The organism is Kordia sp. E, from assembly GCF_056033805.1.
This window is the reverse complement of the sequence record NZ_JBRASR010000003.1, coordinates 1-25,481: the sequence shown is the minus strand read 5'-3', so window position 1 is coordinate 25,481 and position 25,481 is coordinate 1. Positions and strand designations below refer to the sequence as shown.

Genomic DNA, 25,481 nt, shown 5'->3' with positions numbered 1-25,481 from the left:
ACTCAATTCTAGCTACTCACAACTAACCTTTATTCTTCGCTTCTATCCAAAGTGACATATATTTAGTGCTTCTTATTGTGTGTAATTGCAACATACTTCCAAAGAAATTTTGTGTACGATGTGCTTCTAAATTGTTGATTGTTGTTTCAATCTTTTCTAATAATTGTTCTCGAAAGTATTCTTTTTGATAACGCTCAGCTAGAATTTCAAAACCATTTTGTTGCGCTTCTAACCAACGATCTTTGTCTGTATATAATTGTACAGTTTCATCAACTAAAGTTTCAATATCATCTGAAACAATTCCGTTCCAAGACGAATTTCCATGCATGCCTTCTGCGCCGATTGAAGTTGTGACACATGGCGTTCCGTTTTGCATTCCATCAATAAGTTTACCTTTTAAACCTGCTCCAAAACGCAAAGGTGCCAATAAGATTCTCGCTTTTGAAATTACTTCTGAAGCACTTTCGGCGCGTCCATGCACAAAGAATTTTTCTTTTGGTTGATTCAATTGTAAACTCTTTTGCTTCGCATATGAACCATATATGTGCATTTCTACTTTGGGTAATTTTTTTCGTAAAATTGGCCAAACTTCTTTTTTTAAATACAACACCATATCACGATTTGGCGCATGCAAAAAGTTTCCAATGGTGACAAAATGTTGTCGTTCTTCAAAAGTTGGCAATACTTCTATTTGTGCTTTTGATACTTTTTCTAGCATAAACGGAATGTAGAGTAACAAAGAAGCATCTATTTTGAATTCATTCACAAGCAAATCGCGTTCTACTTCGGAAATTAGCAACGAAACATCACATCGCAAAATACTGGCAATTTCGCGTTGTGCTAGTTGATACGTTTTAAGCATATCTACATGAAACTCTTTTCCATCTTTTAGTGCTTGATGTCGTGCTTTTCGCAAACTATGCACATCTTCTGTATCGAGAATTCGCAATGCATTTGGGCAGTTTTCTGTAATTCGCCAACCAAATTGCTCTTCCATCATAAAACGATCAAACAATACAATTGTAGGGTTTAGTTTTTTGACAAATTCATCAAAACTTGCATCATTAATCTGGATTGTTTCTGAAGTAATTCCGAGTTCATTTAAATCAAAAACAAATTCACTTTTTGCTGCTGGACATGCAAAAGTAACTTCCCAATCTTGAGATCGAAATATTTGTAACAATTGCAACATCCGAGTTCCTGCGGCAGAAGAATTTGGTTCTGGCCACACATAACCAATGATTAAAACCTTATGATTCATCAGAGTTCAATGTTGTTGGTGCGCGGTATTTGTTGAAAGGAATTTTTAATAGACTTTTCAGGTTTGCATTTTCAGTCGCATCCGGATATGTATCAACTCCATAGACTAACGTTTCAGGATCTTTGGTTGCAAATGTTTGAAAAATTCGATCCCAAATAGAAAAAATATTTCCGTAATTAGTATCTGTATATGGCAGTGTATGATGATGATGAACCTTGTGCATATTTGGCGAAACAATAATGTAACTAATCCATTTATCAACCACTTTAGGAATTCCAATATTAGCATGATTGAATTGTGATAAAACCACAGACATCGATTGATATAACATAATAATTGCCACTGGCGCGCCAACGATAAGTACTCCAAGTAATGTAAAAACAAAACGAATGACACTTTCACCTGGATGATGACGATTTGCCGTCGTTGTATCTACATGTGTATCTGTATGATGTACCAAATGAAAACGCCACAATACAGGAACTCTGTGTTCTACATAATGTGCCAACCAAGCGCCAAAAAAGTCTAATGCGGCAACTCCAATTAATACATACCACCAAACTGATAAGGTTGGAAATTGTAGATCAATCCATTGTAAAATTCCAAATTTATTGGCAACTGCCCATTCTGATGCTTCAAAAAGCATGAAGGCTAAAAAGAAGTTAATTAAAATTGTTGTGAGTGTAAAAAAAATATTGACTCCAGCATGTTTAAACTTCTTATAATCAAATCGAATTAACGGAATGACATATTCAATCAGCCAAAAAAAAGCGATTCCTCCAATTAAAATAATACTTCTATGCGAAGATGGAATAGAATCAAAATAAGTTAAAATAGTATCCAAAATGATAAGATTTTATAAGTGTTCAACGTTTTTAAAGATACTGTTTTTCTTGAAATTTATCGAGATTGTTTTTTTCCTTTGCTTTCCATAATTGTTTTTAGCTTTTCTACAATATTATAGGTTGCCGGGCAAATAGAAATATTGTTCATGGTAATTTCAGAAATCTTGTGAAATTTTTTGCGATTGGTATGTGGATATTCTCTACATGCCTTTGGACGCACATCATAAATCATACATTCATTATCAGCTCCTAAAAAATGACAAGGCGCACTTTGTAGTACATAATGATTGTCTTCATCAAAAAATAAAAATTGACTTATAAATTGATGCTCTTTCATCTTAAAATGCTTTGAAATTCGAGCAATATCAGCATTTGTAAAAATAGGACTTGTCGTTTTACAACAATTAGCACATTCCAAACAATCTGTTTTTTCAAATTCTTCTTCATGCAATTCCTGCATCATATAATCTAAATTCTTAGGCGTTCTCTTTTTTAATTTATTAAAGAATTTTTGGTTCTCAACTTGAACGTCTCTTGCGAGTTTAGGAAGTTCGTTAATAAAATCTTGCATGGGCTTTTCCTGTTTGCAACAAAGGTAAATTATATTTTTTTGTTTTTATTGGGTAACAAATATTTTAAAGTAGAACTTATCTATATAACACAAGTTATATGAGTTATTTTCATTTAAAAAAATAACAAAGGTTAAAATACTAGGGCTCTTAAAATTGGGGGATTTTTAGAATCTAGGTTAATTATTTAGGTTATAGTTAACATAAAGCAACGAGAAATACTTTGTACGAATCGTTGCTTTTTTTATGTCTTTTCAACTAATTTCAATTACTTGATGTACTTTTGTCTGCTAGTATTATTTGTATGAAAGATTTATTCGGGAAAGCCATTTTAGATTACCAACAAGGTAATTACACAGAAGATTTAATGACTTCAACTTCTATTTCAGAAGAAGACTCATTGCCGCTTCCGTATTTATTTCGATCATATTCAGAAATGCCTAAGCTTGAACAAACTGCACTCCATTTATCAAAAGGAAAAGTACTAGATGTTGGTTGTGGCGCTGGGAGTCATAGTTTGTATTTACAAAACGAACGCAACTTAGATGTTACTGCAATTGATGTTTCCGAAGCAGCGATTGAAGCTTGTAAACTGCGAGGAATTTCAAAAGCTATCCAAACGGATGTATTAGAGTTTACTGGAAATTTTGATACAATTCTATTATTAATGAATGGAGCTGGAATGTGCGGTAAGCTAAAACACATTGCTAACTTTTTGAATCATCTCAAAACGCTATTAAATGAAGGTGGACAAATTTTAGTCGATTCTTCAGATATCATTTATATGTTTGATGAAGATGAAGATGGTGGTAAATGGATTCCGTCTGAGACAGATTATTATGGAGAACTCATGTATCATGTAAGCTACAAAGGCGAACATGAAGCACCTTTTCATTGGCTATACATTGATTACAATACGTTACAAAATGCCGCACATGCATGCGGTTTACAATGCCAACTCTTATTGGAAGGCGAACACTACGACTATTTAGCAAAGTTGACAATGTAAAAAAGTTCACTTCGAAAATCTCAGTGAACTTTTGTAATCTATAATATGTATGTAGTTTAGTTTAGTTTAAACTATATCCTTTTTCGGCTAATTTATTAATCACATTTTTATACAATGCTCCACTCCATTGCATAGAGATTTCTCCTTCAATTTTTGCCAATCCATCTTTACTAGAAATCATTTTCTGCCCAGTTTCTGAATCATAAAAGTTTCCTATCTGTTGTCGTTGTACATCTGTTAACTTGGTTGTATCTGTTAGCATTTGCTTTGCTGCTGTAGATTCATAAAAAGCAGTCATTGTTTTAATATCATTCAATGTAAAATATGCTTTATATGCAGAAACCAAAATGGCCTTTACATCATCAACTTGTTTTCCTTTTACACTTTCTAACTCTTTCCAAACAGCTTCTGGGATTTTATAATCTTTAAATTGTTTGCGCAACATTGTAAACATTCCTTCAATAGCACCTTCATATTGTTGCTGTGTTCCGTTTATCGTTAAATAATGCTTTACATTTTCTATATACGGATCTGTCTGCGCAAAAGAAGTTTGTAAGCTGCATAAAAATAAAACGGCAATAAATAATTTTTTCATATTAAAAAATAAAAACGGGTAGGTGTTTTATACTAAGAAAACTTTTCAAATAGTATTCCAAAAGCTGCACAAAGATATTTTTTTATTGTTAAATTCGTTAAATTTTGATAAATTATAGGAAAAATACATCAAAACCTGTTACAAATTAAAAAAAACACAGTTAAAATGTTATTTTTTTGTTAATTTCCCGTCAAAAATTTTATCAAACTAAATCAAACACAACTATTTACCTATGAAAAAAATTACTATTCTTGTGCTATTAGCTTTTATATTCCAGGCGACAGCTCAAAATTCTCAACGTCCGCAACCTGAAAGTTGGAATCTTTCAGATATTGCAAAAGTAGCTCCAATTGAGCTTCCGAAACCAAACTTAGCTCCATTGCAAGCAGAAGATGCTGTCAATGACTTAGATAAATCAATTCCTTGGCGATTTGGATACGATCATTTTGTAGATTATGGTGTATCAAACGCTGGAGAATGGCATACATTACCAAATGGAGATCGTATATGGAGAATCAACTTTGTTTCGCCAGAAGCGTTAACAATGAACTTAATTTTTGATCGCTATAACATTCCTGTAGGAGGAAAAGTATACATATATAATGGTGATCATTCTCAAATCCTAAATGTATTTACACACCAACACAACAATCCTGAAGAAATTTTAGGAACTTGGATGGTTGATGGTGAAAGTCTTTGGATTGAATATTTTGAACCAAAAAAAGTACGTGGACAAGGACGTTTAAATATTGGAAACGTAATTCACGGATATAGAACATTAAGAACGCCTGACATGGATAATCCTGAAGCCTTAAATGATTCAGGTGCATGTAATGTAGATGTTAACTGTGATATTACGGCAACTTCTGCAACTGCAAACGACATTAAAAATGATGTAAAAAGATCAGTTGGAATGATCGTTGTTGGTGGAAGTGGTAACTGTACAGGTGCTTTAGTAAACAATACAAATAATGATGGAACACCATATTTCTTAACAGCAAATCACTGTTTAGGTGGTTCTGTTGCAGGTTGGGCATTTCGTTTCAACTGGGCAAGTGACGAATCTGTAGCAGATTGTGCTACAAACGCGCCAAGTGTAGATAATTCATTTATTCAAACTGCAAGTGGTGGAATTTTAAGAGCTTCAAACTCTGAATCTGATATGGCATTGGTAGAAATTACAGATGCTACTTTCTTTGCAAATAATAGTGCTGATTTAGTTTGGGCAGGATGGAATCGTTCTACAACTGCAGTTCCTTCTTTAAATGTTGGAGTTCACCATCCAAGTGGAGACATTCAAAAAGTATGTGTTGACTTTGAAGGAGCAACACGAGTTACAACAGCATTTAACGGTAACGGAGCAGCAAAAATGTGGCGTATAGCCGATTGGGATTTAGGTGTTACTGAACCTGGATCATCTGGTTCACCTTTATTTGATCAAGATGGATTAATCATCGGAAAACTTTCTGGTGGATCTGCAGCATGTTCTGGAACAAATGACAATGGAGGTTTTGATATTTATGGTCGTTTTGGAGTTTCATGGGATTTTGGTACAACCAATGCTACTCAATTAGAGTTTTGGTTAGATCCAGCAGGAACAAACCCAACATCATTACAACAATTTCCACCATTACAAACATTTAATTTTGATGCGGCTGTGACTGTTTTAAACATACCAACTGATTTATGTGATGGAACTATTACACCAACAATTCGTATTAGAAACGCAGGAAGTACAGTATTAACTAGTGCTACCATTATGCATCAATTAGATACAAATGCTGCAGTTACGATTAACTGGACAGGAAGTTTGGCAATGGATGCTTTTGAAGATATTCCACTTAGTACAATGCCTGTAACAGGTGTTGGAGCACATTCATTTAGTGCTTCTGTTTCAAACCCTAATGGAAATCCAGATGAATCACCATCAAATGATTCTAATGTAAGACCTTTTAATATTCCTGATTCTTACGAAGCTACTACTGTTAGAGTAATTATTACACCTGACCGTTATGGAGCTGAAACAACTTGGCAATTAACAAATTCAGCAGATGTTGTAGTAGGAAGTGGTGGACCATATATAACTACAGGTACTAATGGAACACAACCAGACGAGGTTACAGATGTTACGATTACTGTATTTGACGAATGTTATACATTTACACTATTAGATTCATACGGCGATGGAATTTGCTGTGCTTATGGAGCTGGAACATACAGACTTGAAGATCAAGACAACAATATTTTAATCAATGGTAATGGAGATTTTGGCGCAAGTGCTACGCACCTATTCAAAGTGATTGCACCATTAAGCGTAAGCGAAGAAGCATTAGCAAGTAACTTACGTATTTATCCAAATCCATCTGCTGCTGACTTTACAATTTCAGTAAATAGATTTTCAAACTTATCATATGAAATCAGTAGTGTTACTGGACAAAGAATACAAGCAGGAACTTTTACAAACGGTTCAAACACGTTATCAATGCAACGTGAAGCTGCTGGTTTATATTTCATTAAAATCTTAGATACAGAGACAAACATAAGTATCACAAAGAAGATTATTAAGTACTAAATATTAGTACCAAAACTACAATTATAAACATCCGTTTTTCTTAGGAAAGACGGATGTTCTTTTTTATAAAAATTTGCAATCCAACAAGTTTATTGGAAATCTAGCTACAATCTTTTTAGACTTCATTAAAATCACTTATTTTTAACGAAATTTTGGAAGCAATGAGTAGTATGGAGAATTTTAAAGATCATATTGACAAAGGATATACAACCAAAGGTGATTATATTACTATAGGCGCTGCAATGCATGAAGGCGAAACAATCACTGATGCATATGTAAAGATTCCGTTGAAAACATTGAATCGTCATGGATTGATTGCTGGAGCAACTGGAACTGGAAAAACGAAAACGTTGCAAATTCTTGCTGAAAATTTATCTGACAAAGGAATTCCTGTATTATTAATGGATTTAAAAGGTGATTTAAGTGGAATAGCACAACCAAGTCCTGGGCATCCAAAAATTGACGAACGTCATACTAAAATTGGGTTTCCATTTGAAGCAAAAAACTTTCCAATTGAAGTACTTTCATTATCTGATCAAGATGGTGTTCGCTTGCGTGCTACCGTTTCAGAATTTGGTCCTGTTCTACTCTCTCGAATTTTAGATTTAACCGAAACACAATCTGGAATTGTCGCTGTAGTATTTAAATATTGTGATGATAATAAAATGCCATTGCTTGATTTAAAAGATTTCAAAAAAGTATTGCAATACGCTACAGACGAAGGAAAAGAAGAATTCAAAGAAGAATATGGACGAATTTCTAGTGCTTCTACAGGTGCAATTTTGCGTAAAATTGTAGAGTTAGAACAGCAAGGCGCAGATTTATTTTTTGGTGAAACTTCGTTTGATGTAGAAGATTTAACTCGAATTGACAAAGATGGAAGAGGTTATATTAATATCATTCGCTTAACGGATATTCAAGATAAGCCAAAATTGTTTTCAACCTTTATGTTGAGTTTATTGGCTGAAATCTATGAAACATTCCCTGAACAAGGTGATAGTGGACGACCAGAATTAGTTTTATTCATTGATGAAGCACATTTAATCTTTAAAGAAGCTTCCAAAGCCTTATTAAACCAAATAGAAAGCATTGTAAAATTAATTCGTTCTAAAGGAATTGGATTATATTTTGTGACACAAAATCCAACTGATGTTCCTGATGACGTATTAGGTCAATTAGGATTAAAAATACAACATGCTTTGCGTGCATTTACTGCAAAAGATAGAAAAGCAATCAAATTAACAGCAGAAAACTATCCTGATTCTGAATATTATGATACTGCTGAAATATTAACTTCATTAGGAATTGGGGAAGCGTTAGTTTCTGCTTTAGACGAAAAAGGAAGACCAACTCCATTAGCTGCAACCATGTTACGTGCTCCAATGAGTCGTATGGACGTATTAACACCTTCAGAATTAAAAGAAGTAATTGACAATTCTAAATTGGTCAAAAAATACAATGAGGAAATCGATCGTGAAAGTGCGTATGAAATGCTGAATAAGAAAATTGAGAAAGCAGAAGTTCTTCATGCTAAAGAAAAAGAAAAAAAGGAAAAATCAAAAGCTTCAAGAAGTTCAAGGAGTAAGAGTACACGACAAAACCCAATTATAAAAGTTCTTACAAGTGCAACATTTATTAGAAGCATTTTGGGAATTCTTAAAAAAGTTATTAAATAATAAAAAATTAAAAATAGTAGATGAAAAAAGCATTGTTCCTTGGAATTATCATTGTTTGTTTGGCAAGTTGTGCAAAAAAAGAAGATCCTTTTTTAATTCAGAAAGATCAAATTGGAAATTTACATAAAGAAATTACTGTACAACAATTAGATTCAATCTATGCAAACGATTCGTTGGTGAAGCGTATTGGTGAAGGCGATTATGTACAAGCTGGTGACGATAAATATTTGGTTTATGAAAAAGGTGGAAAACAATTATTAACGTTGACACCAAGACAGCAACATGATAAAAACGAAAAGATAAAAACGATTCAAGTTCATGATGAACGCTTTAAAACAGCAAAAGGAATCTCTACAAAAAGTACGTTCAAGGATATTAATGAAAACTATAGCATTCAAAATATCTATAACACAATGAATAATATTTTGATTATTGTTCAAGGAAACGAATATTTTACAATTGATAAAAAAGAGCTTCCAGAAGATTTACGTCACGATCCAACTTTAACTATTGAAGCTGTTCAAATTCCAGATGCTGCCAGAATAAAATACTTTATGATCAATTGGGAACATGCTGAAACAGCAGAAACTGAAAAAGATACTAAAGATGAGCACTAAAAAGTATCATATTCAGAAAGCACCTTTTGTAGTTCCAACGACAGATGGAAAGTTAATTGAAGAACATTTTGGAAATGCTACAGATGGAAATCCGAATGTGAGTATTGCGCATATGGTTGCTCCACCAAAATGGAAAGAACCGTTTCAAACGCCAGCATTTGATGAATTCACATACATCATTAAAGGAAAAAAGCAGTTTATTATTGACGATGAAACAATTGTACTAGAAGCTGGACAATCTATCAAAATTGAAAAAAACACACGTGTTCAATATTCAAATCCATTTGAAGAGGATTGTGAATATTTAGCAGTTTGCTTACCTGCTTTTTCTATGGACTTAGTAAATAGAGAAGAAGAATAGTAAAAAAATACATTCAAAAAAAATACTACAAAGCAGTAATGAGATACAAATCATTGCTGCTTTTTTTATGTTTTAAAACGAATTCTAGTTTAACACTAACGAATTCTAAAAGCACTCCTAAAAACCGTGAAGTTGCCACTACATTTGAAATGTAATTAAGAAACAAAGTCATCTTAATCGCACTTAGAAATTACAAATTTTAAAAGAAAAAGAAAAATGTGGTACGATATAACAGCAACAAAAATGATTCAAAAATACTTGAATATCTATTCGCAAATCAACTTGCAGTTTGATAGTAAAGGAAAAGTAAACACGGTTGCTTTGTTTCAAGAAGGCAAATGGATTTCGAGTCCAACACTCGCAAAACGAATGCGATTACAACACATTATGTTGCCGATAAAACAAAAAGCATCTATTACACTAAAAAGATAAATTAGGTTGGTTAGTTGGGTAAAATCAGCTTGAATACTTTTGACGGCTGTCAAAGGTTACTATCTAAAGTTATTGAAGAGTGGGTTTTCAAAAAGCAATACAGATAGTGATTTCAATCCGAAAGCAGATTGATCTTATTCAAGCTGATTTTTACACTAAATCAACAAAAAATATAACAACACAAACAACAACGTATAATTTTAAAATCACAACACTATGAAAACAAAAGCAATAAAAATGGCAACATTCATGGGACTTGTATTAACACTAGTATTTGCATGTTCCACAAAAGACGACACAAACAACATCGCTTCAATGGAAGCAAGCGAAGTTGTAGCAAAACAACAAGCAGTTGTGTTTATCGCAGGTTACGATAAAGGTTCACAAACGTATTATAAAGATGCAAAAAAACATTTTCAAGCACAGAATTATACAATTGTAGATGATGCGTTTTCGCTTCAAGAAATCATTGCTTGGTTAAATAAAAATCACAACGAACACGATTATAACGAAATTCATATTGTAAATAAAGGAAATGCAAAACAAGGACTTTCGTTAGAAACAACAATTCACGGCGCACGTTTGTCACATGAATCATTATTAAACTGTTTAAAAGAAAGTAAACTTCCGAAACTACAAAATGTATTAGCAGAAGATAGCAAACTCGTTTTTCACACATCTGAATTAGGAAAAAATAAAGCACTTTTACAAATACTAAAACAAACATTTACGGCGAACTATCAGCCAAAAGTATTTGCAACGCCACATGCTACCGTTTTTAATGGACAGTTTCAAAAACATTTCTTAGCAAAAGCATTTTATGGATACTATCCAACAGCACAATCGCCTGGAAATGTAGATTTATCAAAACAATTTATCCACAACTATCCGTATGAAGATATTCACTGGTTAGATGCGATTAGAACAAAAGAAGAAGATGAGCCAGGAAAAGCATTTGCATACAAATTCAATATTCCAATTCGTTGGGAAGTAACATTTTCAGATGATGAAGATCTTCCAACGTTAGCTGATGCGAACGAAATTATGGACTGGATAGACGACAACGAAGCATATGGTCAATTGGTAAAAGACACTGGAATTCCGTTAGAAAAATTTAGATGGAAAGCTGTAAAAGTTGGTCAAAAAATAATCATAAAAGGAAAAACAACAGCAGTTTGTGTAATGAAGCCAATGATGCAACGTAACAATCCTTTATCATATGTTCGCACAGAGTTTGACAACCAACGTTACTACACACAATTATAATGTGTCATTCCGCACTCGTTGCGGAATCCACTTTTCGGAATAGATTCCTGCCTTCGCAGGAATGACAATCGAAATCATATAATTAGATTGAGTGCAGTCGAAATGCTTACTTACGGAATAAGCATTTTCGATTGCACTTATTATAAGAACTAAAAAAACCTATCAATTTTAACCTATATTTGTTTCATGCACACATTAAAACCCAAAACCAGCATTGTACTTCTTTTCTTTTTCTGCATAACATACATGTATGCTCAAGAAAAAGAAATTACACATGTTTATGATAACTTCAGTATCAATAAAACATATGCGTTATATGGTGATAATGTAAAATTGAGAGCTGAACCAAATACAACTTCAACTGTTGTGACTTTAGTACGAATTGGTGATGAAGTAACGATTCTTAAAAAAACGGATCAATTCTTAGAAACTTCAACTTTCAAAACGGCTTGGTATGAAGTAACTCACAATGGAAAAAAAGGATTTATTGCCGGTCAATTCATTGCAAATGCTCATAAAAAAAGTGGAAATCAACATTTTTACGTTAAAAAACAATTAAATGACGAACAAGGTGTTCTACATATCAGAACCGTATTTAACAATGCCACAAAAGCACATACAGAAACCACAGTAAAGCTTCTGAATAGTAATATAGGTTTGACTTTTGAGAAATCACATGATTTAGAAAATGTTGTTCAAATTGTGGAAGTGAACTATTATGGAGATTCATGCGGAGCTGAAAATGGTTATTCGGTATTATTTTTGAAGGATGACTACACATTGGTCAAAGTTGCAGATTTATCGCTTATTGGTGATGGTGGAATTTATGGTTTAATTGAAAAATTTACCTATAAATTTAAAGAAGAAAACGGACAACCTATTATCATATTTACCAAAGAAGAAGAGGAAGCTATTGATGAAGAAAAAGGCTGGTTTGAAACCAAAAGTATGAGACGCACCTATGAATGGAATGGTTCAACATTGGTTCCTGAATTTTCAAAAGAATTCAAAAAACGTGATGCTTCAAACTAATATGAAATTGATTTCTAACATACAACTTCTACTCGTTTTTTTAGTGTGTAACATTTGGTTTTCTGCTGCACAGAACAATCAATTGCGATCGTATACATTAAAAGATGGTTTGCCACAATCACAAGTAAACGCTATCGTTCAAGATGAATTAGGATATTTATGGATTGGAACACAAGGTGGCGGAATTGCACGTTTTGATGGACTTTCATTTACCATATGGAAAGAGAAAAATGATTTGGGTTCTAACTACATTCATGCATTACATTTTTCAAAAGATACGTTACTTATTGGAACACGACAAGGACTTTCCGTTCGTGTAAAGAACAATTTTAAAAATTATTCTACTCCAAGAGTATATGATATTGAAACCGTAAACGGGAAAACATATTTAAGCACAAAAAAAGGATTGTATTATTACGAAATTGATGAAGGAACAAAACCGCTAAATTGTAATCCAACTATCAATGCAACGCAGATTAATGATATTTTGTTTGATGGAACTTCGTTTTGGATTGCTTCGCGAAAAGGATTGTGGAAAACAGATCGTTTGGAAAATTCGGCAACATTCACGAAAATATTAGATGGCGATTTTAAATCATTAGCACAATACAAGCAAAAAGTAATTGCAGCAAGTTACACAGATGGAATTTTTACGTTTACGCCGAATCAAAAAGGATTTCAAATTGTTTCAGATACTAGAAAAATTAATAGCATTACGGTAATTAATGATGCTGAATTGTGGATGAATACTACAAATGCAGGAATCAAACGAATTAACTTAACAGATAATTTACCCGAAAAATCAATTACAAAACGAAACGGTTTATCGGTTTACAACATTCGTAAAGTTTTTAAAGACAGACAAGATAATATCTGGATTGGTTCTTCTGGCGGCGGATTATTTAAGTTTGAAAAAAACAACTTTAGACATTACACAAAAAATAATGGTTTAACTGCAAATCGAATTTACGCTGTTCACGAATTCAACAAAACATTGTGGTTTTCTACATCTGAATCTGGTTTAATGACAATTGATTCTACAGGAATTCATCGAGAAACGGTGACCAGTGAATATTTAGATGAAAAAGTAAAAACCTTAACCAATGACAAAGAAGGTCGCATTTGGGCAGGAACAGAAGGAAAAGGAATCTATATCTATCAAAAAAAGATCAGAGATTCTATTGTTTATGACAGCACACTTGTAGATGAAATCACATACGAAACTCAAAAAATTGAAGACATATTTACGGCAAGTATTACGTCGGAAGATGGTTTACCTTCCAATTGGGTAAGCAATATAAAAATATTCGGTTCGCAAATCTGGATTGCTACATATGCTGATGGAATTGCACGCTTTCAGTATGATTACGACAAAAAACAATTATACAATCTAAAAACATTTGGCGCGCAAGAAGGTATTAAAGATTTGTCAATTCGCGATTTAGCTCGTGATGAAACTGGTCGTATTTGGTATGCTACCAACAAAGGTCATTTAGGCTACATTAAAAATGATAAAGTAAAACATATTGAACCTACAAATGTAACTGGAAATGAAGTCGCAATCGGAACCATTCGTTTTCATAATTACGACATGTATATTGGTACTTTCGGAAAAGGAATTTGGTATTCTGAGTTATCTTCAAAACTAAAATTCAAACAGTTACAAGGCGAGAAAGATTTATATTCAGACAATATATATCAATTAATTTTTGATGATAATGGTACACTTTGGGCAGGAAGTGAAGGCGGCGTTGATCAAATTACACTCAACAAAAAAAACGAAATTACCAACGTTATCCATTATGGTAGAAATGATGGCTTTTTAGGAATAGAAACCTGTCATAATGCAATTACAAAAGATCCCGAAGGAAATCTTTGGTTTGGAACTATTTATGGTTTAACGAAGTATGCACCTTCAACATCTGAACAACAATCGTCTAAACCACAAATACATTTTGAAAACATAGAAGTTGAGTATAGAAGTTTAGATTCAATTGACTTACGCGATTGGACAAATACTGACAAACAATTACAATTATCCGAAGATAAAAACAACATGGCATTTCAGTTTCGCTCTGTTGATTTAGACAATCCGGAATCAATTGTATATCGCCACAAGTTTGATGATAAAACGTGGAGTCCGTGGACGAAAGAAAGTAAAATTACGTTTGGAAACTTAGATTACGGAGATCATAATTTCTTAGCACAATCACGTAATAAAGATTGGTTGGAAAGTGATGCAATTGGCTTCAAATTTCATGTCATTCAACCATTCTACAAAAAAACGTGGGTTCGTAATGTGTTTTGGTCAATTCTTGGTTTGATTATCGCTTTTATCATTTACAGCTATATCAAACGTGTAAAAGCGAAAAACCGTGCCATTCGTGAACGTTTACAATTAGAAAATCATTTGCTTTCGCTAGAACAAAAAGCATTGCGTTTACAGATGAATCCGCATTTTATTTTCAATGTTTTGAATGGAATCAAAGGCATGAGTAGAAATGATATTACAAAAATGGACAAGACCATCAATACATTTGCGGTGTTATTGCGTGAAACATTGACAAATTCTAGAAAAGATTCAATATCGCTTGCGCAAGAAATCAAAACCTTGAAGAACTATGTAGAAGTGGAACGTTTGATGGCAAGCAAAGATTTTTCATATGAAATAGAAGTAAGTTCAGACTTAGATCCTGAAGAAGTATTAATTCCTCCAATGCTGATTCAGCCATTTGTTGAAAATGCTATCAGACACGGAATTATGCCATTACAAAGACCTGGCGAACTGAAAGTTCATTTTACAACGGACGCTAACTTTTTGTATGCAACTGTGACAGATAACGGAATTGGAATTCAACAATCACAACAAAATAAACCGAAGACAGATCATCAATCGATGGCATTGCAAGTAACTAAAGAACGAATTGAATCGTTAGCCGGACGCAATACATTAAAAATTGAAGAAGTTTCTGAAAAAGATCATACCTTAGCTGGAACGAAAATTTCATTTAAAATTCCATTAGAAACGGACTATTAACTTCGTAGATATTAGACCGCTGACGCTGTTAGATGTTAGATCGCTTCGCTGTTGGATTTTTGATTGCAGAAACGTCATTTCGAGTGAATTTGTGAAACAAATTAGTATCGAGAAATAACAACACTAATACCTAATACCTAATACCTAATACCTAAAATACTAAAACACATGCTTACTACTGTAATTGTTGACGATATCCCTGCTGCATTAAATATGTTGAAAAGCGACATTGAACGTCTGCATCCTGAATTAAATATTATTGGAACTGCTTCAAGTGTAGTAGAAACTGCTAAATTATTACGCAAGAAACAACCTGATATTTTATTCTTAGATATTATGTTGGGCGACGGTTCTGGTTTTGACGTATTGGAAATTTTCCCAAACTTAACTTCAAAAATCATTTTTGTAACCGCAAGTGATGAGTTTGCCATTCGTGCGTTTAAATTTGCGGCTATTGATTATGTTTTAAAACCATATGCAGAAGAAGAACTTTCGTTAGCAATCAACAAAGCAAAAAGTCAGATACATCCAAACAAAGAACGTTTGGATATTTTAAAAGACACATTGGCGGCTCCAAATGAAAAACCTACAAAAATATCACTTCACACCTTAGACAAAATCATTATTGTAAGTTTGGATGAGATTATTCGTTGCGAATCGGATAGTAATAATACGATCTTCTATTTACAAGATGGACAAAAGATTTTTGTAACCAAAACACTTAAATATTTTTCAGACATGCTGAAAAGTTATCAGTTTTTGCGTGTGCATCAAAGTCATTTAGTCAACCTTCAATTTATCAAAGCTTTCATAAAAACCGATGGTGGTTATTTACTCTTAAAAAACAAAAGTACTGTTCCTGTTTCTGTTCGTAAAAAAGTAGAAGTGATGGAGATTTTAAGTAGTATTCATAGGAAGTAGTTTTTGATATAAGATTCAAAAACACAACTCAAAATACCAAAATCATACTAATTTATTTTACGCATTGAAATTGTTTTCATTTTCTGGGTAATGATTTTTAGTTTTCTACCCTAACAGGTATAAACATTAAAAATTTATTATTATGAAAAAACAAAATTTAAAAAGTTTAAAACTGAACAAACAGGTCATTACTATGATGGAAAGCAGTAATGTAACTGGAGGCGCAAATGGCAATGCAAATGCTAATGCACAACAACCTGTAAGATATCCTTTAACGAGAGTTGTTCGTGTATGTCTTTAATTTTAATAGCGAACTTCGGTTCGCTATTTTTCATTTTCTTCCTTTATACTCTAAAAAAAGTTTATCTTTTTGATGTATTCTTTCCGTTACATTTCTCAAAATCTTTTTAAAACCTACCTCCTTTTTTCATTAGTTTAGAATTCCTTATCTTCAAGTTCATCAAAAAGCGAATATTATGAGAATACTAACTACACTCCTATTTCTAGGAATGGTGATGCTGACTACAGCACAAAACGAACACGAACCTTCTGAAACGAATCCGTATGGAAGTAAAAATCCAAAAGCGCCTGCTCAATTAGATGATTACAAACTAATGATTGGTGCATGCGATTGTAAATCGGAACGCAGAAAACCCGATGGTACTTGGGGAAAACCCGTTAAAACTGCTTGGAAATTTAAGTATATCATGAATGGAATGGCAATTCAGGATGAAACTATAAAAGCAGATGGAAGACATTCGGGAAGCATCCGACAATTTAGTAAAGATAGTTTGCAATGGTATGTACATTACTATGCTTCTGCAACAGCTACTCCAACATTATCTTCATGGAAAGGAAACAAAACTGACGATGGAAAAATTGTGTTATACAAACCGCAAAAAGCACCAAATGGTACGGATGGCTTTTCACGTTTAACGTTTTATGACATCACTGACAAAGGTTACAAATGGATTGGCGAATGGGTTGATACTACTGAAAAAGTAGTGTTTCCATTTTGGAGAATATCTTGTATAAAACCTTAGAAATACTATAAAAACAAAAAAAGCTCTTCGAAAAGAGCCCTTATCCTAGTTATGAAAAAAACATTATAGCTATTTTATTGTTTCTTTACTATAATAAAACAGGAAAGCCACTATCTACCCTACCGATAGACAACTTTTTATTACCATAAAGCAAATCAATCATCAGAAGAGGAATTTGAATCGGAAGATTCTTCTTCTGATCAATTTTAATAATTATCCGAATCATAACCCAAATCTTCAAAATCAGATTCTGGTTCGCTATCCTCTGAATCACTATCAATTACCATACTTGATTTTCCTGCTCTAGATTTAACTATAGAACGCGTTGCGCTACCAAGAGATCTTCTTTTAGGTTTTGATTTACTAGTTTGAGATCGTTTCCGAACTTTAATCTCCTTTCCGTCCATGGTAGTCAATCCATCATGTGCCAATATCATTTTATCGCCAAGTTCCATGTCTGTCCCCGAAAACTTAGTTTGTCTATTGATTCCTTGCATTGCCTCTGCTTCATGCGCCATCCAATGTGCTTCTCTTCTTCTCTTCTTTTTCCCACTAAAGTATACTCTTTTACGTGATTTCTCTCCTTTACTTCCACGCTTACCATACACATAAGCTCCTTTATGCTTATTAGACAATGCCAATGGCGGTACATGATGTCCTGATGTTGGCGAATCTGCTAATTTAGGAGACCATCCAGGATTTGCCAATTGACGTGCTTTCACATATTTACGTACAAGTTTTAAAGAGCCTTTACGCTTTCCTTTGTCCCAACGTGTTTGAGCTCTTTTTCTTAAATGCTTTTTATATTTTTCTGCTTTTGATTTTGTCCACTTCCCCAATTGGGTTACAGAACCATTAGTATTCGTTACTTGCTGAGAAGCTTTTCTTTGAATTGTTGGTGTGTGATTACGCATCTTTTCATGCAGCTTTCTTTGTACAATTGCTTCTGAACGATTGTCTTCAAACTGAAAAGTAGACTTTTTTTTATGCTGCTTTTGCGTGACAGTATTTGCAGCGGCCTTACTTTTTTCATTTTGTATTTTATCTGCATGTGTATGCATAATCAGCTTTTTTAAGTATTTAATGATGATTCTGAATTATCTTAAATATAAGAAAAAAATTACATCTCTAAAAGGCAATTTCGTAATACACTATGAATCAACAGCTATGGTTAGTATCGATTTTCACATATTTTTATAGTATAGTTATGAATTGACTATAAATGCATTACACTTAAAGTAATGTTAATTTTTTTAAGAATTCAATTATTTTGTTTAATCTTTTCGTATATTTGTTAAACAATAATAATCTTATACACTAGCCATGAAATCACTTCTACTAAAATTGTCTTGCCTATCATTTATACTATTACTATCATTTAAAGCAAATGTTCAGGAATTTCAAGGACAGGCTTATTATTTTTCTAAAACTAAAATGGAATTAGGAAGTTGGGGCGCACGCATGAGTGAAGCTCAGAAAAAAGATGTTGCTGCACGTTTAAAGAATCGTTTACAGAAATCATACGTATTAAGTTTTAATAAAGAAGCTTCTGTTTTTAAAGAAGAAGACAAACTTGATGCCGTTTCAGGTGCAACAGATTCTTGGGGAAGTAATTTCTCCAGAGGTTATCAATATAAAAATGTAAAAGAAAATGCATTAGTACAAAGCCAAGAATTTTATGGTAAAAAGTTTTTAGTAAAAGACAAATTACAAGCAATAGAATGGAAAATGGGGAAAGAAACAAAGCAAATAGGACAATACATGTGTTTTAAAGCTACAGCTTCGATTCCAACGAGCGACTTAACTTGGTTTAATTTTTCATGGGCAGACTTACGAAATGCCGCTCCAAAGAAAAATGCAGATGGAACAACGGAAGAAACAAAAGAACCAACAATTAAAATGACTGAAATTGAAGCATGGTATACAGCACAAATTCCAGTGAGTCACGGACCTGCAGAATATTGGGGATTGCCTGGTTTAATTTTAGAAGTAAGTGCTGGAAACACAACCATGTTATGTTCTAAAATTGTGATAAATTCAGGTGAGCAGATTAAAATTGAAGCACCAGATAAAGGAAAAGAAATTACAAAAAATGAGTACCAAGCTACTATTCAGAAAAAAATGCTTGAAATGAGAAACAACCGAGGAAGAAGAAGAGGTTAAAATTTTAATTTAATATTAAACTTTTGCTCTACTATGTAGTCTAAGTTAAAATGAACTACAAAAACTAACCAGAAACACTCATGAAAAAAATACTTTGTATTATCCTATTCTTTATAGCGAACTGCACTTTTGCACAAGTAAAAGTTGAAGGAATTGTCAGAGACAGTTTAAAAACGCCTTTAGAATTAGCAAATGTTATCGCTATTAATAAAAAAACAAGTGCATTAGAATCATATAGTATTACGGACCAAAACGGAAAGTATTCATTAAAGTTAAAAAAGAATAGCACATACAATATTCAAGTTAGTTACATTGGATTGACTACTTTCAAAGATTCACTTGTCATTAAAGAAAGTGATATCAAAAAAGATTTTATTCTTAATGAAGGAAATACCTTAGACAAGGTAGAGCTTACCTATGAAATGCCTGTTACGATTAAAGGAGATACATTGATATACAATGCTGACTCCTTTAAAAATGGTACCGAACGGAAGCTAGAAGATGTTCTTGAAAAATTACCTGGTGTAGAAATTAATGAAGATGGTCAGATAGAAGTAGAAGGAAAAGTTGTGAATAAGTTAATGGTAAACGGAAAGGATTTCTTTGATGGAGATACTAAACTTGCTACCAAAAATATACCATCTAAAGCTGTTGACAAAGTACAAGTATTGCGTAATTATTCAGAAGTTGGTCAGCTAAGAAGTGTTACAAACAATCAAGATAATGTAGCAATCAATATCAAACTAAAAGAAGGAAAAGAAAATTTCTGGTTTGGAAATGTTACTGCTGGTGGCGGTGCTTCTCCTGATAATGAACTCTATTTAGTACAACCCAAACTCTTCTATTACAGTCCAGAATACAGTATTAATTTTATTGGTGATTTAAATAATATTGGTGAAGTTGCCTTATCGCGTCGTGATATTAGAGGTTTTGGTGGTGGTTTTAGAGCGCCAAGTAGAAGTAGCGGAACAAGTATTAATCTTGGTGATAATGGTTTAAACTTCCTAACAAATCAAGGAAATGCATTAGAAATTGAAAATAAGTTAGCTACAGGAAACTTTAGTTATTCTCCAAACAAAGCATTGGATTTAAGCGGATTCCTTATTTACAATAGCAGTCGTATTCTTTCCAAAGAAACAAGTTTTGTACAATATACAGATCCAGCATTGGGGATTCCTGATGAAGCTACCGAACAACGAAGCAGAGAACGTTCTGATCAAGGAGTTGCAAAACTAAGTGCATCCTATAAACCTAACTTTAATAATCAATTAGATTATGATGTTTTGGCTCGTACTTCAAACGATTCACAAGTACAAGGTGTGTTTTCTTCTGTGATTGGAAATACAGATCAATTTAATAATGTAAAACCATTTAGCATCAATCAAAATATAAACTATTATTATACGATTAACGAAACAAATATTCTAGCTTTTGAAGCGCAGCATTTAATTAAAGATGAAGATCCATTTTATAATGCACAATTAGATAATGGACCTAATAGTGCTTTTGATACTACGGCGGATGCGTTAGGATTGGATACTACTTTAGATAATTATAATTTGGCTCAAAACAGACGAATTAAATCGAATCAATTAGATGCCAAACTCGATTATTATAATATTTTAAATGCTAAGAGTAACATCAACGTTACATTCGGAACTATTTTGAGTCGTCAAGAATTCAACTCTAATCTTTTCCAATTCCGTGGTACTGGAGTTCAGTTCAATCCAATTCCAAGTTTCAACAATGGACGCATTACCAACGATACAGAATATAATTTTAGTGATATATATGTTGGTGTACATTACCGCTTAAAGACTGGTAAATTTACTATTACACCAGGATTCTCAGTACATGCATACGGAAATAAAAACACACAGTTTGGAGAAACTTATAAAGACAACTTCTTTAGAGTATTGCCAGATTTTGAAGCACGAATTCAATTTAAAAAGAGTGAAGCATTAACTTTACGATACGACATGCGTAATCAGTTTACGGACGTTACACGATTGGCAGAAGGTTTGATCATGAATAACTTTAATAGTTATCAATTTGGTGAGCCCGATTTACAGAATGCATTATCACACAATGTGAGCTTAGTATATACAAGTTTTAATTTGTTTAATTATACCAATGTGTTTGCTAGAGCATCGTATTCAAGTAATATTGATCAGATACGAAGTTTAACAAATTTTGAAAGTGTTATTCGAACAAATACATTTTTCAATTCTAATTTCGCAGACGAAAACGTGAATGTTTTTGGACGTGTACAACGAACGTTTGGAAAGATCAGAGCAAGCTTAAATGCTAGTTTCAATTATAGCAAGATTAATCAGTTTATTCAAGGACAGCAATCGCTCAATGAAGGTTATACGCAAACATACACACCTAGCGTACGTACAAACTTTAGAGATGCACCAAATGTGAGTGTGCGTTATCGCTACAGCGTAACGAATAATACGCAAGGTGGTCGTAAAACAAAGTTTGTAACAACTGCGCCTTCTATCAATTTTGATGCGTATATCTGGAAACGAATTACGTTCCGTACAGATTATACCTATACAAATCAAGATTTAGGAAATGGAGAATCGCAATCGTTCCAAAACTGGGATGCGACACTTTCATACAGAAAAGACAGAGATGCGAAGTGGGAATATGAAATTAAAGCAACCAACTTGTTAGACATTAGTTCGCAAGTACGAAACACAGCAAATAATTTATCGGTATTTACTTCGGAAACGTTTATACAACCACGTTTTGTAACCTTCCGATTTATTTATACGTTATAAAATATATAAAGATAGTCCGTAGTACTAGTTAGTTAAAAACCGAGCAACAATTGTGAGACTTTGTTGTTCGGTTTTTTTATATTTTTACTTAAAATAGTAATTATTAGAATTGAATTGTTTTTTAAGAAGATTTTTTTTGGTTAAATATAAAGGTTTCTGTATGGTTTCTTAACATGAAAATCCTTGCGAAATTTCCAAATAGAAAATTTAGAAGTAATGAACTATGTTATCTATCGGTCATTCTATATATCCTTCAAATATTCTTCTTAATATAGCTTTCCAGTTATCAGGTATATCTTCAAAAGTATTCCAATCTTTAGTTTGTAAATATGCTTTATACGGTTTATCCTTTGAAGGTGCATTATAGCCTAAACTATCTTCTATACACTCTTTAAGCATTATTCTTTTATCTTCTGTTCGGATTGCTGTTAAAATTCTTGGGTTAACATCCTCTGCGCGCTGAACACCTTTGTCTCTATCATGAATCACAAAGTAATTATTAATACCTAAAGCTTCAAAATATTTTATTAATGGCGGAATAGTAGCTTTTCCTCTAGCCTTTATAAATTGAAAATCTGAATTTATTTTATTTTTAATTTCTGTTGATAAAGTACTAACAGATTTTCTAATAACAACATCTTCAGTATCACCTTCAACTATTACAATTTTCTTTGCGAAAAATGCTCTAGCAAAGTAATCATCAATTTTCACTAACATTTTTACATAATGCCTTTCATCTTCTAATAAGGCTTGAAATTTTTCTGTAATAGAGAAGGCTGTTGAGCTAACAAAAGTGTCTCTATTTATAGAAATGTTGTTTATTACTTGATTTTCATTCTCTCTAGATAAATCAATCATAAAAGGAGAATGTGAAGTACAAACTATTTGATTGTCAGAACCTGCAAGTTCGTAAATTGTATTACGCATTTGATTTGCTGCATTTGGATGTAAAAATAGTTCTGGTTCTTCAAAACATATTATTAAATTTCTTAAATCCCCGTCACGTTCCCTTTTCCAATCTTCTCTAAATTTAAGAAGTGAAAAAGCAGTTGAACGAATCATCCCTGTTCCTTGATAAGAAACATCAGTCATAATATTTGACCCTAATTTAATATCATATCTAGGTTTCAAAAAACTACTTGGGTCTGATAAATTGACTTTAGCTTGGATTTCCGAATCAGGGAAAATGGTTTTAATTGTCTGATTAACTTTCACCATTAATTCTCCAAAAGTAGTTTCTGTATTTTCTGTATCAATTTCTTTTTCTAGTTCCCCAAAGTATTCTTTAACCTTATCAAAATTCTCTGAACTTTCAACTACATCATCAAAGATAGTAGACATTACTTCTCCAAGTGCTGTCTTTTTATTACTATCTATTTCATTTGCTTTGTGTTCAGCTGGAATTAATATGAACTTTGGAAGTTTTGATATTACATTTTGAGGTATTCCTCCAGGATTATTTATCCAATTAAAAGTTTCTTTAAAATCCCAAATAGGTAAAAATGAATCTAGTAAACTTTTAAATTTTGCAACTTTCAAGTTTTGCGAATTATCTATATCAGAAAAATGCTGATTAGTAATATCTTCATTAATACCGCTTTTTATTATAGAATTGATAGTTATTTTTGAATCGTCAAAAATTGAAGTTTTTAGTTCTTTATCTTGTTGCCATATTTCATATTTTGGCTTATTAGAAGAAAAAGTTTTTCTATATTTTATCTTTCGATCTCCATTTTCAATAAATACTCTTCCTTTAAAACCTATCCAATTATCTGCATCAGTTGGAACATTATAAAAAGTTCCTGTAATCTCTATTTCAGAACTAATATTCTCTATACAATTAGTTTCATCATTAAATAATTTAGAAAAATCTTCCAATTTAGGAGTATTGACAGTTAAAAGTAGTTCTATTGCTCTTAAAACAGAAGATTTACCTACGTTGTTCTCTCCAATTAAAAAGGAAGCGTCTCCAAGTAAAATATCAAGGTTCTTACATTTTCTAAATCCTCTAATCTGTATTTTTTCTAATTTCATTCTTGAGTTTTTATAGTAACATTTGTATAATAAGAGCTTTAAAAAAACTCCTATTATTCTTGTAAAAGTAGAACTCTATATATTCCTAATCTTACGGATTCCCGTAACCACAATAAAAAACCTCAAACAATTTTCTTAAGCACCTCAGCAGTAATCAATCCTTTTCTCCTATCCTTTTCTATAGTTTCTCTTGAGTTTTAGTATACATTGTCAAATAGTTTTCATATTTTACTACCTAGTAAATTCTATTTTACTACTTAGTAAACTTTTTTTTGCTACCTAGTAAATATTATTTTTATCTTTAAGAAAAGATTAAAATGTAAGGTAGTCATGTTTAAAACTACTTGAGAAGACATATAAAAACACCCAATAATGGCAATAAAATATAAAGTAATAGAACGCGGAACACCAGGTGTGTCTGGTGGTGGCACAAAGAAATATTATGCATCTACCACAGCACGCCAAAAGATTGATTTAAAACAATTGAGTGAACGCCTAGCAGCAATTTCTACCGTTACTGAAATAGACACGATTGCCGTATTGCAAGGTTTGGTGCATTTGTTACCAGAGTATTTGTGCCAAGGAAGTAGTATTTCGTTGGGCGATTTTGGGACGTTTACCACACATATTCGTAGCGAAGGAAAAGACACGCCCGAAGCCGTAAATGCACAATCTATTAAAGGAGTGAATGTCACCTTTAGACCTAGTGTAGAGTTTAAGAAACGTATGAAAGCTGTGACGTTTAAGAAGCATTCGTAACATCTGTTATTTTATGTTCTTTGCTTGCCTACATTTTCACTGCATCTCGATAGTTACACTAGGTATTTTAAATGTTCTATACTAAAACAAAAGGCATTCGTTTACTTCCGTCTGTATTAAGAAATAATGAACGAGCAAGCGGAAGTGCGAAGCGCAGCTTAACGCATGTAGCTCTGTGAGTGAATGATGCGCAGCAATTTCCTATATACAGAATTGATTTTTTGGTTCGTTTTTTATCAAGAAAAAATGAACAAAGGATAAACTTACAGGCTAAACTTTAGTTTTACTAAACCTTTTTATAATCGAACTACCATTAGAGTTTAAATTGAATATTTAATTTTGTGTGTTCTATACTAAAACAAAAGGCATTCGCTTACTTCCGTCTGTATTAAGAAATAATGAACGAGCAAGCGGAAGTGCGAAGCGCAGCTTAACGCATGTAGCTCTGTGAGTGAATGATGCGCAGCAATTTCCTATATACAGAATTGATTTTTTGGTTC

Annotated in this window: 20 protein-coding genes; 14 read left to right on the top strand and 6 right to left on the bottom strand. The window is 32.7% G+C overall.

Annotation, left to right across the window (positions count from 1 at the left end; all coding sequences use genetic code 11):
- Positions 1–22 precede the first annotated feature (22 nt).
- From ACUUYC_RS13300 to ACUUYC_RS13290, 3 genes are read right to left on the bottom strand one after another with little or no spacing between them, the layout of a single operon-like run.
- Positions 23–1,261, bottom strand: a complete 1,239-nt coding sequence (locus ACUUYC_RS13300; protein WP_474266404.1) for a glycosyltransferase family 4 protein — start codon at positions 1,259–1,261, stop codon at positions 23–25.
- Positions 1,251–2,105 carry a sterol desaturase family protein gene (locus ACUUYC_RS13295; protein ID WP_474266402.1) on the bottom strand — a complete coding sequence of 285 codons (855 nt, stop codon included), beginning with the start codon at positions 2,103–2,105 and terminating at the stop codon, positions 1,251–1,253. Before ACUUYC_RS13295 ends, ACUUYC_RS13300 begins: the two co-directional genes overlap by 11 nt.
- 56 nt (positions 2,106–2,161) lie before the next feature.
- A complete protein-coding gene (locus ACUUYC_RS13290; RefSeq protein ID WP_474266401.1) occupies positions 2,162–2,677 on the bottom strand; it encodes a YkgJ family cysteine cluster protein in 516 nt (171 codons plus the stop codon).
- Between the two features lie 302 nt (positions 2,678–2,979).
- Between ACUUYC_RS13290 and ACUUYC_RS13285 the strand changes: the two genes are divergently transcribed.
- Positions 2,980–3,684, top strand: a complete 705-nt coding sequence (locus ACUUYC_RS13285) for a class I SAM-dependent methyltransferase (protein WP_474266400.1) — start codon at positions 2,980–2,982, stop codon at positions 3,682–3,684.
- 61 nt (positions 3,685–3,745) lie between these two features.
- Here ACUUYC_RS13285 and ACUUYC_RS13280 read toward each other — a convergent pair whose 3' ends face one another.
- A complete protein-coding gene (locus tag ACUUYC_RS13280; protein ID WP_474266399.1) occupies positions 3,746–4,279 on the bottom strand; it encodes a DUF2059 domain-containing protein in 534 nt (177 codons plus the stop codon).
- Positions 4,280–4,511: 232 nt separating this feature from the next.
- Between ACUUYC_RS13280 and ACUUYC_RS13275 the strand changes: the two genes are divergently transcribed.
- From ACUUYC_RS13275 to ACUUYC_RS13230, 10 genes are all read left to right on the top strand, one after another.
- The gene (locus tag ACUUYC_RS13275) at positions 4,512–6,851 is read left to right on the top strand and encodes a T9SS type A sorting domain-containing protein (protein WP_474266398.1); all 2,340 of its coding nucleotides are present in this window, start codon (positions 4,512–4,514) and stop codon (positions 6,849–6,851) included.
- Between the two features lie 161 nt (positions 6,852–7,012).
- Complete coding sequence (locus tag ACUUYC_RS13270) at positions 7,013–8,527, top strand: helicase HerA-like domain-containing protein (protein WP_474266397.1); 1,515 nt, start codon at positions 7,013–7,015, stop codon at positions 8,525–8,527.
- A gap of 20 nt (positions 8,528–8,547) precedes the next feature.
- Positions 8,548–9,144 carry a hypothetical protein gene (locus tag ACUUYC_RS13265; protein WP_474266396.1) on the top strand — a complete coding sequence of 199 codons (597 nt, stop codon included), beginning with the start codon at positions 8,548–8,550 and terminating at the stop codon, positions 9,142–9,144.
- Positions 9,134–9,505: a cupin domain-containing protein gene (locus ACUUYC_RS13260; RefSeq protein WP_474266395.1), complete on the top strand. Its 372-nt coding sequence runs from the start codon at positions 9,134–9,136 to the stop codon at positions 9,503–9,505. Before ACUUYC_RS13265 ends, ACUUYC_RS13260 begins: the two co-directional genes overlap by 11 nt.
- Before the next feature lie 216 nt (positions 9,506–9,721).
- Complete coding sequence (locus tag ACUUYC_RS13255) at positions 9,722–9,937, top strand: hypothetical protein (RefSeq protein WP_474266393.1); 216 nt, start codon at positions 9,722–9,724, stop codon at positions 9,935–9,937.
- Between the two features lie 216 nt (positions 9,938–10,153).
- Positions 10,154–11,203 (top strand): hypothetical protein, encoded by a 1,050-nt coding sequence (locus tag ACUUYC_RS13250; RefSeq protein WP_474266392.1) that lies wholly within the window; start codon positions 10,154–10,156, stop codon positions 11,201–11,203.
- Between the two features lie 186 nt (positions 11,204–11,389).
- Positions 11,390–12,235: an SH3 domain-containing protein gene (locus tag ACUUYC_RS13245; protein ID WP_474266391.1), complete on the top strand. Its 846-nt coding sequence runs from the start codon at positions 11,390–11,392 to the stop codon at positions 12,233–12,235.
- A complete protein-coding gene (locus ACUUYC_RS13240) occupies positions 12,222–15,272 on the top strand; it encodes a ligand-binding sensor domain-containing protein (protein ID WP_474268495.1) in 3,051 nt (1,016 codons plus the stop codon). The genes ACUUYC_RS13245 and ACUUYC_RS13240 overlap by 14 nt, the downstream gene beginning before the upstream one ends.
- 168 nt (positions 15,273–15,440) lie before the next feature.
- Positions 15,441–16,193 carry a LytR/AlgR family response regulator transcription factor gene (locus tag ACUUYC_RS13235; RefSeq protein WP_474266390.1) on the top strand — a complete coding sequence of 251 codons (753 nt, stop codon included), beginning with the start codon at positions 15,441–15,443 and terminating at the stop codon, positions 16,191–16,193.
- A 476-nt stretch (positions 16,194–16,669) separates the two neighbouring features.
- The gene (locus ACUUYC_RS13230; protein ID WP_474266388.1) at positions 16,670–17,236 is read left to right on the top strand and encodes a hypothetical protein; all 567 of its coding nucleotides are present in this window, start codon (positions 16,670–16,672) and stop codon (positions 17,234–17,236) included.
- 206 nt (positions 17,237–17,442) lie between these two features.
- Here ACUUYC_RS13230 and ACUUYC_RS13225 read toward each other — a convergent pair whose 3' ends face one another.
- On the bottom strand, positions 17,443–18,297 hold the full coding sequence (locus ACUUYC_RS13225; protein WP_474266387.1) for a hypothetical protein: 855 nt from the start codon (positions 18,295–18,297) through the stop codon (positions 17,443–17,445).
- Between the two features lie 262 nt (positions 18,298–18,559).
- Between ACUUYC_RS13225 and ACUUYC_RS13220 the strand changes: the two genes are divergently transcribed.
- Positions 18,560–19,399 carry a GLPGLI family protein gene (locus ACUUYC_RS13220; RefSeq protein WP_474266386.1) on the top strand — a complete coding sequence of 280 codons (840 nt, stop codon included), beginning with the start codon at positions 18,560–18,562 and terminating at the stop codon, positions 19,397–19,399.
- An 80-nt stretch (positions 19,400–19,479) separates the two neighbouring features.
- Entirely contained in the window at positions 19,480–22,188 is a 2,709-nt protein-coding gene (locus ACUUYC_RS13215) for a carboxypeptidase regulatory-like domain-containing protein (RefSeq protein WP_474266385.1), read from the top strand.
- A gap of 237 nt (positions 22,189–22,425) precedes the next feature.
- Here the strand turns inward: ACUUYC_RS13215 and ACUUYC_RS13210 are convergent, their stop codons facing one another.
- Positions 22,426–24,222 carry an AAA family ATPase gene (locus ACUUYC_RS13210; protein ID WP_474266384.1) on the bottom strand — a complete coding sequence of 599 codons (1,797 nt, stop codon included), beginning with the start codon at positions 24,220–24,222 and terminating at the stop codon, positions 22,426–22,428.
- Between the two features lie 372 nt (positions 24,223–24,594).
- Between ACUUYC_RS13210 and ACUUYC_RS13205 the strand changes: the two genes are divergently transcribed.
- Positions 24,595–24,981 carry an HU family DNA-binding protein gene (locus ACUUYC_RS13205; protein ID WP_474266383.1) on the top strand — a complete coding sequence of 129 codons (387 nt, stop codon included), beginning with the start codon at positions 24,595–24,597 and terminating at the stop codon, positions 24,979–24,981.
- Positions 24,982–25,481 lie beyond the last annotated feature (500 nt).

Coding starts and splice junctions, on each gene's coding strand:
- ACUUYC_RS13300 (WP_474266404.1), bottom strand. CDS start 1,261: ATGAATCATAAGGTTTTAATCATTGGTTATGTGTGGCCAGAACCAAAT.
- ACUUYC_RS13290 (WP_474266401.1), bottom strand. CDS start 2,677: ATGCAAGATTTTATTAACGAACTTCCTAAACTCGCAAGAGACGTTCAA.
- ACUUYC_RS13285 (WP_474266400.1), top strand. CDS start 2,980: ATGAAAGATTTATTCGGGAAAGCCATTTTAGATTACCAACAAGGTAAT.
- ACUUYC_RS13280 (WP_474266399.1), bottom strand. CDS start 4,279: ATGAAAAAATTATTTATTGCCGTTTTATTTTTATGCAGCTTACAAACT.
- ACUUYC_RS13275 (WP_474266398.1), top strand. CDS start 4,512: ATGAAAAAAATTACTATTCTTGTGCTATTAGCTTTTATATTCCAGGCG.
- ACUUYC_RS13270 (WP_474266397.1), top strand. CDS start 7,013: ATGAGTAGTATGGAGAATTTTAAAGATCATATTGACAAAGGATATACA.
- ACUUYC_RS13265 (WP_474266396.1), top strand. CDS start 8,548: ATGAAAAAAGCATTGTTCCTTGGAATTATCATTGTTTGTTTGGCAAGT.
- ACUUYC_RS13260 (WP_474266395.1), top strand. CDS start 9,134: ATGAGCACTAAAAAGTATCATATTCAGAAAGCACCTTTTGTAGTTCCA.
- ACUUYC_RS13255 (WP_474266393.1), top strand. CDS start 9,722: ATGTGGTACGATATAACAGCAACAAAAATGATTCAAAAATACTTGAAT.
- ACUUYC_RS13250 (WP_474266392.1), top strand. CDS start 10,154: ATGAAAACAAAAGCAATAAAAATGGCAACATTCATGGGACTTGTATTA.
- ACUUYC_RS13245 (WP_474266391.1), top strand. CDS start 11,390: ATGCACACATTAAAACCCAAAACCAGCATTGTACTTCTTTTCTTTTTC.
- ACUUYC_RS13240 (WP_474268495.1), top strand. CDS start 12,222: ATGCTTCAAACTAATATGAAATTGATTTCTAACATACAACTTCTACTC.
- ACUUYC_RS13235 (WP_474266390.1), top strand. CDS start 15,441: ATGCTTACTACTGTAATTGTTGACGATATCCCTGCTGCATTAAATATG.
- ACUUYC_RS13230 (WP_474266388.1), top strand. CDS start 16,670: ATGAGAATACTAACTACACTCCTATTTCTAGGAATGGTGATGCTGACT.
- ACUUYC_RS13225 (WP_474266387.1), bottom strand. CDS start 18,297: ATGCATACACATGCAGATAAAATACAAAATGAAAAAAGTAAGGCCGCT.
- ACUUYC_RS13220 (WP_474266386.1), top strand. CDS start 18,560: ATGAAATCACTTCTACTAAAATTGTCTTGCCTATCATTTATACTATTA.
- ACUUYC_RS13215 (WP_474266385.1), top strand. CDS start 19,480: ATGAAAAAAATACTTTGTATTATCCTATTCTTTATAGCGAACTGCACT.
- ACUUYC_RS13210 (WP_474266384.1), bottom strand. CDS start 24,222: ATGAAATTAGAAAAAATACAGATTAGAGGATTTAGAAAATGTAAGAAC.
- ACUUYC_RS13205 (WP_474266383.1), top strand. CDS start 24,595: ATGGCAATAAAATATAAAGTAATAGAACGCGGAACACCAGGTGTGTCT.